The 7,420-nt window shown below is 63.8% G+C and carries 7 protein-coding genes and 1 pseudogene; 1 reads left to right on the top strand and 7 read right to left on the bottom strand.

The window, feature by feature from the left end; genetic code table 11:
- The 4 genes and pseudogenes from VJ811_RS14890 to VJ811_RS14875 all read right to left on the bottom strand — a co-directional run.
- A pseudogene (locus VJ811_RS14890) lies at positions 1-149 on the bottom strand (DUF817 domain-containing protein); the annotation flags it as partial.
- A complete protein-coding gene (locus VJ811_RS14885) occupies positions 142-948 on the bottom strand; it encodes a lipid II flippase Amj family protein (RefSeq protein ID WP_324073726.1) in 807 nt (268 codons plus the stop codon). The gene VJ811_RS14885 and the pseudogene VJ811_RS14890, both read right to left, overlap by 8 nt.
- A gap of 153 nt (positions 949-1,101) precedes the next feature.
- Positions 1,102-2,280 (bottom strand): VWA domain-containing protein, encoded by a 1,179-nt coding sequence (locus tag VJ811_RS14880; RefSeq protein WP_324073724.1) that lies wholly within the window; start codon positions 2,278-2,280, stop codon positions 1,102-1,104.
- Positions 2,281-2,367: 87 nt separating this feature from the next.
- Positions 2,368-3,381 (bottom strand): hypothetical protein, encoded by a 1,014-nt coding sequence (locus VJ811_RS14875; protein WP_324073723.1) that lies wholly within the window; start codon positions 3,379-3,381, stop codon positions 2,368-2,370.
- Between the two features lie 148 nt (positions 3,382-3,529).
- On the opposite strand from VJ811_RS14875, the gene VJ811_RS14870 reads away from it, so the two are divergent.
- Entirely contained in the window at positions 3,530-4,939 is a 1,410-nt protein-coding gene (locus VJ811_RS14870; protein WP_324073721.1) for a methyl-accepting chemotaxis protein, read from the top strand.
- A 144-nt stretch (positions 4,940-5,083) separates the two neighbouring features.
- Here the strand turns inward: VJ811_RS14870 and VJ811_RS14865 are convergent, their stop codons facing one another.
- The 3 genes from VJ811_RS14865 to VJ811_RS14855 all read right to left on the bottom strand — a co-directional run.
- Entirely contained in the window at positions 5,084-5,929 is an 846-nt protein-coding gene (locus VJ811_RS14865) for a MoxR family ATPase (RefSeq protein ID WP_324073719.1), read from the bottom strand.
- A 93-nt stretch (positions 5,930-6,022) separates the two neighbouring features.
- Positions 6,023-6,694 (bottom strand): DUF6975 family protein, encoded by a 672-nt coding sequence (locus tag VJ811_RS14860; RefSeq protein ID WP_324073718.1) that lies wholly within the window; start codon positions 6,692-6,694, stop codon positions 6,023-6,025.
- 300 nt (positions 6,695-6,994) lie between these two features.
- Positions 6,995-7,420 (bottom strand): PspC domain-containing protein (locus tag VJ811_RS14855; RefSeq protein ID WP_324073715.1); only part of this gene is annotated, 426 nt, incomplete at its 5' end.

Genomic DNA, 7,420 nt, shown 5'->3' with positions numbered 1-7,420 from the left:
AGCGCGCCGAACAGGCATGCCCAGCCCTGTTTGAAGCCGAAGACGAGAAATTCGAGAAACCAGCCGCGCGGCCCGGGTGTTACCGCCATCGCCTCCAGCCGCGCTCGCACGGCATGGAAGCGGCTGTGTCCGCGCTGCGTGTCAGACATGCACGGCGACGTAAGCGATCAGCAGCGCGGCGGGCATCAGCAGGAGTTGGGCGAGGATCGTGCCGGCGAGGCGGCTCAGCGAGATCAGCGTGATCGCGCGGCGGAAATCGGCCTCGTCGACTTTGCCCTCGACCGCGTCGTCGGTCATCACGGACAATTGCGGGTCGATGAAGGCGAAGAGCAGGATCGTGGCGAAACCGTTGATCAGCGCCGAGAGCTGCGACGCGGTGACGCGGAATTCGGGGGCGAGATAACCAGCGTAAAGCGACGCGACGACGCCGACCGCGAGCAAGGATTGCGCGAGGCAGTTGGCGATCAGCACGCCCCAGCCGATGCCCTTTGGCATCCGCCAGCTCTTGAGGTGCGACAGGCTGGGGAAGGTCAGCGAGCGGCCCAATGTGCGCAGGCCGCTCGGGCTCGCGGCCTTCAGCGCGAGCTTCGTCGTCGAGCGGTTGTCCTGATACCAGCCGATCGCGGCGGCGAACATGCGCTGCCCTGTGGGCACCAGCAGTATCCCGATCAGCGTCGCGACGCTCGCCGCGGCGAGCACGAACTGCATGTCGATCAACAGAGAGGCGCCGCTGCCGTCGTGGATGCGCGTCTCGATCCTTTTGGCGAGGAAGGGGCCGAGGAAGCTGTTCGACGTGCGCGAAAAGAGCACGAGGATGTTGAACAACGCGAACGACATCGCGATCCGCCGCGTGCGGACGCCGGCGATACGCGCGGCATAGGCGAGCGCGCCGATCAGGTTGATGAAGCCCGTGAGAGCCAAGATGGTGACGAGGGGGAGGTCGATCATTGCGGGCCTAATACGGAGAAATCCGTTCGTGTCGAGCGAAGTCGAGACATCCAGAGGGCATGCGCCGACGACGGGCATCTCGACTTCGCTCGATGCGAACGGAGTTAAGGGATCGGCGCGAAATGGTCACGGGCAAAGTTGGCCGCCGCGCCGTCAATGCTTTCGCGTCAGCTCGCGCATCGCATCGTCCAGCCCGGCGAGGCTCAGCGGATACATGCGGTCGTTCATCAGCTGTTTGATCAGCTTGACCGACTGGGTGTAGCCCCAATGCGCCTCGGGCACCGGGTTGAGCCACACCGCCGCGGGGTAGACATGGGTGATCCGACCGAGCCAGACCGCGCCCGATTCCTCGTTGAAATGTTCGACGCTGCCGCCAGGATGGGTGATTTCATAGGCCGACATCGACGCGTCGCCGACGAAGACCACTTTGTAATCATGGCCATATTTGTGGAGGATGTCCCACATCTGGTGGCGTTCGGACCAGCGTCGCTTGTTGTCCTTCCACACGCCCTCATAGGGGCAGTTGTGGAAATAGAAGAATTCGAGATTTTTGAACTCGGTCGTCGCCGCGCTGAACAATTCCTCGCAGAGCTTGATGAACGGATCCATCGACCCGCCGACGTCGAGAAAGAGCAGCAGCTTGACCGCGTTGCGCCGCTCGGGGCGCATCTTGATGTCGAGCCAGCCCTGCCGCGCGGTGCCGTCGATCGTGCCCGGAATGTCGAGCTCGTCGGCCGCGCCCTCGCGCGCGAATTTGCGCAGGCGGCGGAGCGCGATCTTGATGTTGCGGGTGCCGAGTTCCTTGCTGTTGTCGAGATTCTGGAACTCGCGCTTTTCCCAGACCTTCAGCGCGCGCTTGTGCTTGCTCTCGCCGCCGATGCGCACACCCTCGGGATTATAGCCCGAATTGCCGAAGGGCGAGGTGCCGCCGGTGCCGATCCACTTGCTGCCGCCCTCGTGGCGCTTCTGCTGTTCCTCGAGCCGCTCCTTCAGCGTCTCCATGATCTTGTCCCAGTCGCCGAGCGATTCGATCGCCGCCATTTCCTCGGGGGTCAGGAATTTTTCGGCGACCGCCTTCAGCCAGTCGGCTGGCACGTCGACGGGGTTCTGGCCGTAATCGGAAATGATGCCCTTGAAGACCTTGTTGAACACCTGGTCGAAGCGGTCGAGCAGGCCTTCGTCCTTCACGTAAATCGCGCGGCTGAGGTAATAGAATTGCTCGGGGCTGCGGTCGATCACCTCGCGGTCGAGCGCTTCGAGCAGCATCAGATGCTCTTTCAGGCTGGCGGGAATGCCCGCAGCGCGAAGCTCGTCGAGAAAGCCGAAAAACATGGGGCAGGCGTATCGCGTTCGCGCCGCCCGCGCAATCACTTTACGTGAACGTAAAGCTGGCCCCGCCGAGGACGATCGCGGCGAACCTCAATCGGGTGCGTAGGCCGCCGCATCGGCCGGCGCGATGAAGGCCGATGTTTCGGGATGCGCGACGAGGCCGTCGACCGCCGCGGCGAAGGCCTCCTCGCTCGGCTTGCCGGCAAAGAAGCGGACGACGCCATTCTCCTTTTTCGCCGACCAGGACAGGCTGTAAAGCGGCACGCGCGCGGAGATTCGGCCGAATGCTTCCGCGAACAACGGCGCTATCTTCTCGTCGAGCGGATAGAGCGTCCAGCGCTTGCCGCCCGCTTCGCGTGCATAAACGGGCTCCGCCGCGTCGCCCAGCAACGCCTTGCCCTGACCGCTCGCGACGATCTTCGTCAGGAACATCTCGGCCATATGATTGTTGAACGGCATCGCCCGTTCGCTTTCGCACGCCGAGCCGTTGCAAGACCCGTTCGCGGCAAGGATCGCCGCCCAAGGCAGCGCGCGGACAAAGGCGTCGATCCGGCCTTCTTCGGCGGGCTCTTTCGACCCCGGCAGCGTCGCCCGCACCTTTGCGGTCCATTTTCCCAATTCGATGAAATAGAGATATTCGAGCAGGGTGTCGCCGCCGATCCCGACCTTGTAGGTGGCCTTGAAGCCGCGCAGCTTTTGCGGCGCGTCGATGTCGAAGGGGCCATCGGCCCACAGGAAGGTCATGTCCTTGCGGCCATGGCCGAGCGAGGCGATCGCGCCCTTCAGCCGATGTTCGGCCAGCTTACCGCGCTGGAACAGAAATGCCGAAACATCGATCGGCGCCGGATCGCGCTTCAGCCGATAATGCAGCATGACGTCATTGCCATTGTCGACCGCCATCAGGCTGGTGCGCTGAAAACCGTCGATGCTTTCGGGAAAGACCGTCCCCGTCGCGATATGGGTGATCGGCCCGGTCGTTTCGCCGCCCGACCAGATTGCGGGGTCTGCGGTGCGGATGATGCGATAACCGCCGATCATTTCCTGCGCACTCGCAGGGACCGCGGATATTGCGGCGAGCGCCGCGACGACTGGCCAAAGGCGCATGAAATTTCCCCCCGTTTCCCCGACAGCCCGTCCGAAAACTAATGCGTCGCCGGCGGGTGTGCAATGCGTCTTCGATTCTGCGATTTGGCCCGCGAAATTGACGCCCCATTAACCAATCTTCGGCATAGCTTCGCGATCATGCAGGGACGTGGGCAAGCCAATGAAATATGATCCGATCAATCCGTCGGCGCCGATACTCGACCAGTCGGTTGCGAGCGACTGCGGCGAGCTGGCCGTGGGGTGCAGCGACGCCGCGGGTCGTATCAAGCGCGCGACCGATCAGATGGACCGGCAGATCGGCGAGCTCGGACAGCTCGAGGAATATGTCGTGAGCCTCGAGGCCGACCAGCGCCAGATTGCCGATTCGACCGATGAGGCGAAGCTGTTGTCGGCGCGCGCGTGCGAACAGCTCGACACCGGCGCCGAACGCGTCAATGCCGCGGTCAGCGAATTCCGCTCGGTCATCGACCTGATCGCGCGGCTCGGCGCACATGTCACCAATTTCGCCGCGGTGATGGAGCAGGTGCAACAGGTCAGCCAGTCGATCGAACAGATCGCCAAGACCACGAACATGCTGGCGTTGAACGCCGCGATCGAGGCCGAACGCGCGGGCGATGCCGGCCGTACCTTTGCCGTGGTTGCCGCCGAGGTGAAGAAGTTGGCGCAGAACACGCGCGGCGCGACCGACGAGATCCGCCGCAGCATCGGCAGCCTCGCCGCCGAGGCGAGCGGGCTCGTGACCGAAATCCAGTCGGGGGTCGAACAGTCGAGCCGCGCCGAGGCGCAGTTCGAAACGATCACCGACGCGTTGCACGATGCGACGCACCTCGTCGCGCTGCTCGACGACCAGAGCGATCGCATCGCGCAATCGAGCGCGATGGTGCATGCCAATGGCGCAAAGGTGCGCGAGGCGCTCGACGGCGTCGTCGCCTCGGTACGCGACAATAGTTTGACGCTGGAGGGAACGCGCGATTCGATCCTGTCGATGGAGCATGTGTCGAACCGCATGTTCAACGCGGTGATTTCGGCGGGCGTATCGCCGCAGGATTCGGCGATCGTCGCGCTTGCGGCAAAGGTGCGCGACGAATTCGTGACCCTTGCCGAAAAGGCGATCACGCGCGGCGAGCTGACGATGGAGCAGCTTTTCGACACCAACTATATCCGCGTGCCGAACTCGAACCCCGAACGCTTCCGCACGACGCTGTGCGACTGGGCCGACGCCCACTGGCGTCCGCTGTTCGATCGCATCGTCGCCGATCATCCCGAGATCAAGATGTCGTCGGCGGGCGACATGAACGGCTTTCTGCCGACGCATATCACCGAATGCTCGCGCGCGCCGACCGGCGACCTCGAGCATGACACCGCGCATTGCCGCAACGGCCGCATCCTGCTCGACGATACCGACATGGCGGCGAAGCGCAGCACCGCGCCCTTTTTCATGACGGTCTATCGGCAGGAAGGTGACGGCATCAATTATGTGACCGTGCGCAACGTCTATATGCCCGCGGTGATCAATGGCCGCCGGTGGGGCGATGTTGAGGTGGCATATCAGTTGTAATTAGATCCTCCCCATGACGAAGCCAAGGGGAGGTGGCAGCGCGAAGCGCTGACGGAGGGGTTTTGGCGCCGACGTTGCTGCCCCTCCACCACTCGCTTCGCGAGCGGTCCCCCTCCCCAACGCTTCGCTATGGGGAGGATCTTTTCACCCGCCCTGACGGCGCGCCATGAACGCCAGTTTTTCGAATAGCATCACATCCTGCTCATTTTTGAGCAGCGCGCCGTGGAGCGGCGGGATCGCCTTGCCGACGTCGCGGTTCTGGAGGACTTCGAGCGGCATGTCCTCATTGAGCAGCAGCTTCAGCCAGTCGATCAACTCGCTCGTCGAGGGTTTTTTCTTGAGCCCCGGCACGTCACGGACTTCGTAGAAGATATCCATCGCGCGGCTGACCAGCGTCTTCTGGATGCCGGGGAAATGGACGTCGACGATCGATGCCATCGTGTCGCGGTCGGGGAATTTGATATAGTGGAAGAAACAGCGGCGCAGGAAGGCGTCGGGCAGTTCCTTTTCATTGTTCGAGGTGATGACGACGATCGGGCGTTCCTTCGCGGTCACCGTCTCGTCGGTCTCATAGACATGAAACGCCATGCGATCGAGTTCCTGGAGCAGGTCGTTCGGGAATTCGATGTCGGCCTTGTCGATCTCGTCGATCAGCAGGACGGGGAGCTTGGGCGAGGTGAACGCCTCCCACAATTTGCCCTTGCGGATATAGTTGCGGATGTCGTGGACGCGCTCTTCGCCGAGCTGGCCGTCGCGCAGGCGTGCGACCGCGTCATATTCGTAGAGGCCCTGCTGCGCCTTCGTGGTCGATTTGATGTTCCAGGTGATCAGCGGGGCGTCGAAGGCCTTGGCGATCTCCTCGGCAAGCACGGTCTTGCCGGTGCCGGGTTCGCCCTTCACGAGCAAGGGGCGGCGCAGCAGGGTCGCGGCGTTGACCGCGACCTTCAGGTCGTCGGTGGCGATATAGGCGCTGGTGCCTTCGAAACGCATCGGCTCTTTCCCTTAACGTGAACGTCAAGCGGGCATAGCGGGGCGAGGGGGAGGGTGCAAGCGAGTCTCCCCTCCCGCTTGCGGGAGGGGGATTTACGGATGCAGGCGGCTGGCGGCGCGCACCGCCATCAGATCCCACAGGCCGCTGTGCTGGGTGATCAGCTGCTGGGCGCCAAACACCATCGCGCGTTCCACCGCAGGCGTTCCGGCGACGGTCGCGGCGAGCCGGGCGGTTTCGCGAAGGTCGGGGAGGGTGCAGGTCGGTGGGCTGAGGTCGAGCCGCAGCGCGCTGATGTCGAGCAGGACGCGGATCGTCCGCCAGTCGAGCGTCAGCGCGATCGCGGCGCCGAGCGCGCAGCCGTGGCGGTCCGATTCGGCGAGCATGTCGATCGCCTTGCGCTGCGCGGCGACCGCGGCCTCGCATTGCGCCTGCCCCTGCGTGCTCGGCACCGGGCCGACCGCCGAGGCGATCTTGGTCAGAAAGGCGCGTTCCTGGACGAAAGCGTCGGCCGCTTCGCCCATCCACTGGCGCGACGCGGGGTCGACCGCCTTGCGCGCGGCATTGTCGATCACGCCCGGATAACGGCCGTGGAGTAGGCAAAGAAAATGCACCGCGTCGGCGAGGTTGCGCATCGCTTCGGGCCCGCTCGACAGCGCGCCCGAGCGGAGGTGCGGATGCGCGCCGGTGCCGTCGCTGGCGACCAGCGCATCGAGCAGTTCGGCGACGCCGCGCGTCTGCTTTTGGGGCTGGGGCGATTGGCTCAAGGCTTGATCCTCGCTGTGGCGGGGCGCCGGCGCCCAAGCCAATGGAATTACAGCGATCGGTCATAGATCAACGTCGTAAACGACGCGTTTATGGCGCGGCGATTGATTTGCCCCCGATTTGCCCATGTCTGTTCCAGACGGGGACAAAAGCGCTCAGGGAACAAGGCAATCGGAAATAAAAGCAAGGGGACCGGCAAGCCCCGGGGAGAAGCTTGCCGGTCCCATCTATGGCACCAGTGGACGCTATAAAGGCCGGGGGTTGGCCGGACTTGGAGGGAGAGGGCGTCCGGCCGGTTCCGCTTAAGCTGCGAGGGCGAGTTCCTCGGCTTTTTCAGCCTGCGGCGCGGCGACGTCGATCGCGTTCGGCGTGGGCCGGGCCGCCGCCTTGGCGGGGAAGATCAGGCGCGATGCGAGGACGACCAGGCCAAGGGCGAAATAGCCGATGAAGGTCTGGACCGGGAAGAAGAAGAGCGGTGCGACGAAGGCGAGGCGCAGCCACAGCGGGTTGAAGCCAAAATCCTGGCCCACGGCCTCGCAGATACCGAAGAAGGTATCGCGGCGGCGGAAGAGGTTGGTGGTTTCGTTTTCCATCTTTTTGTCTTTCCCTTTGGCTGCAGGCACTGCCCCGCGCCGATGCCGAATGCATCGCAAAGGCCGTGCCAATTTATGCGAGCCCCAGATTTCCGAGCTTTTTTGTGTCAGCCGCGTTGGACGGCCTGCTCTGGA

It is taken from the genome of Sphingopyxis sp. (genome assembly GCF_035250425.1).
Lineage (GTDB): Bacteria > Pseudomonadota > Alphaproteobacteria > Sphingomonadales > Sphingomonadaceae > Sphingopyxis.
Note: the sequence above shows the minus strand (reverse complement) of the source record. Positions and strands in the feature narration are given on the sequence as shown.

Bases quoted from the DNA above. Each gene is read 5' to 3' on its own strand.
- VJ811_RS14885 (WP_324073726.1), bottom strand. From the start codon at position 948: ATGATCGACCTCCCCCTCGTCACCATCTTGGCTCTCACGGGCTTCATC.
- VJ811_RS14865 (WP_324073719.1), bottom strand. From the start codon at position 5,929: ATGCGTTTCGAAGGCACCAGCGCCTATATCGCCACCGACGACCTGAAG.
- VJ811_RS14875 (WP_324073723.1), bottom strand. From the start codon at position 3,381: ATGCGCCTTTGGCCAGTCGTCGCGGCGCTCGCCGCAATATCCGCGGTC.
- VJ811_RS14880 (WP_324073724.1), bottom strand. From the start codon at position 2,280: ATGTTTTTCGGCTTTCTCGACGAGCTTCGCGCTGCGGGCATTCCCGCC.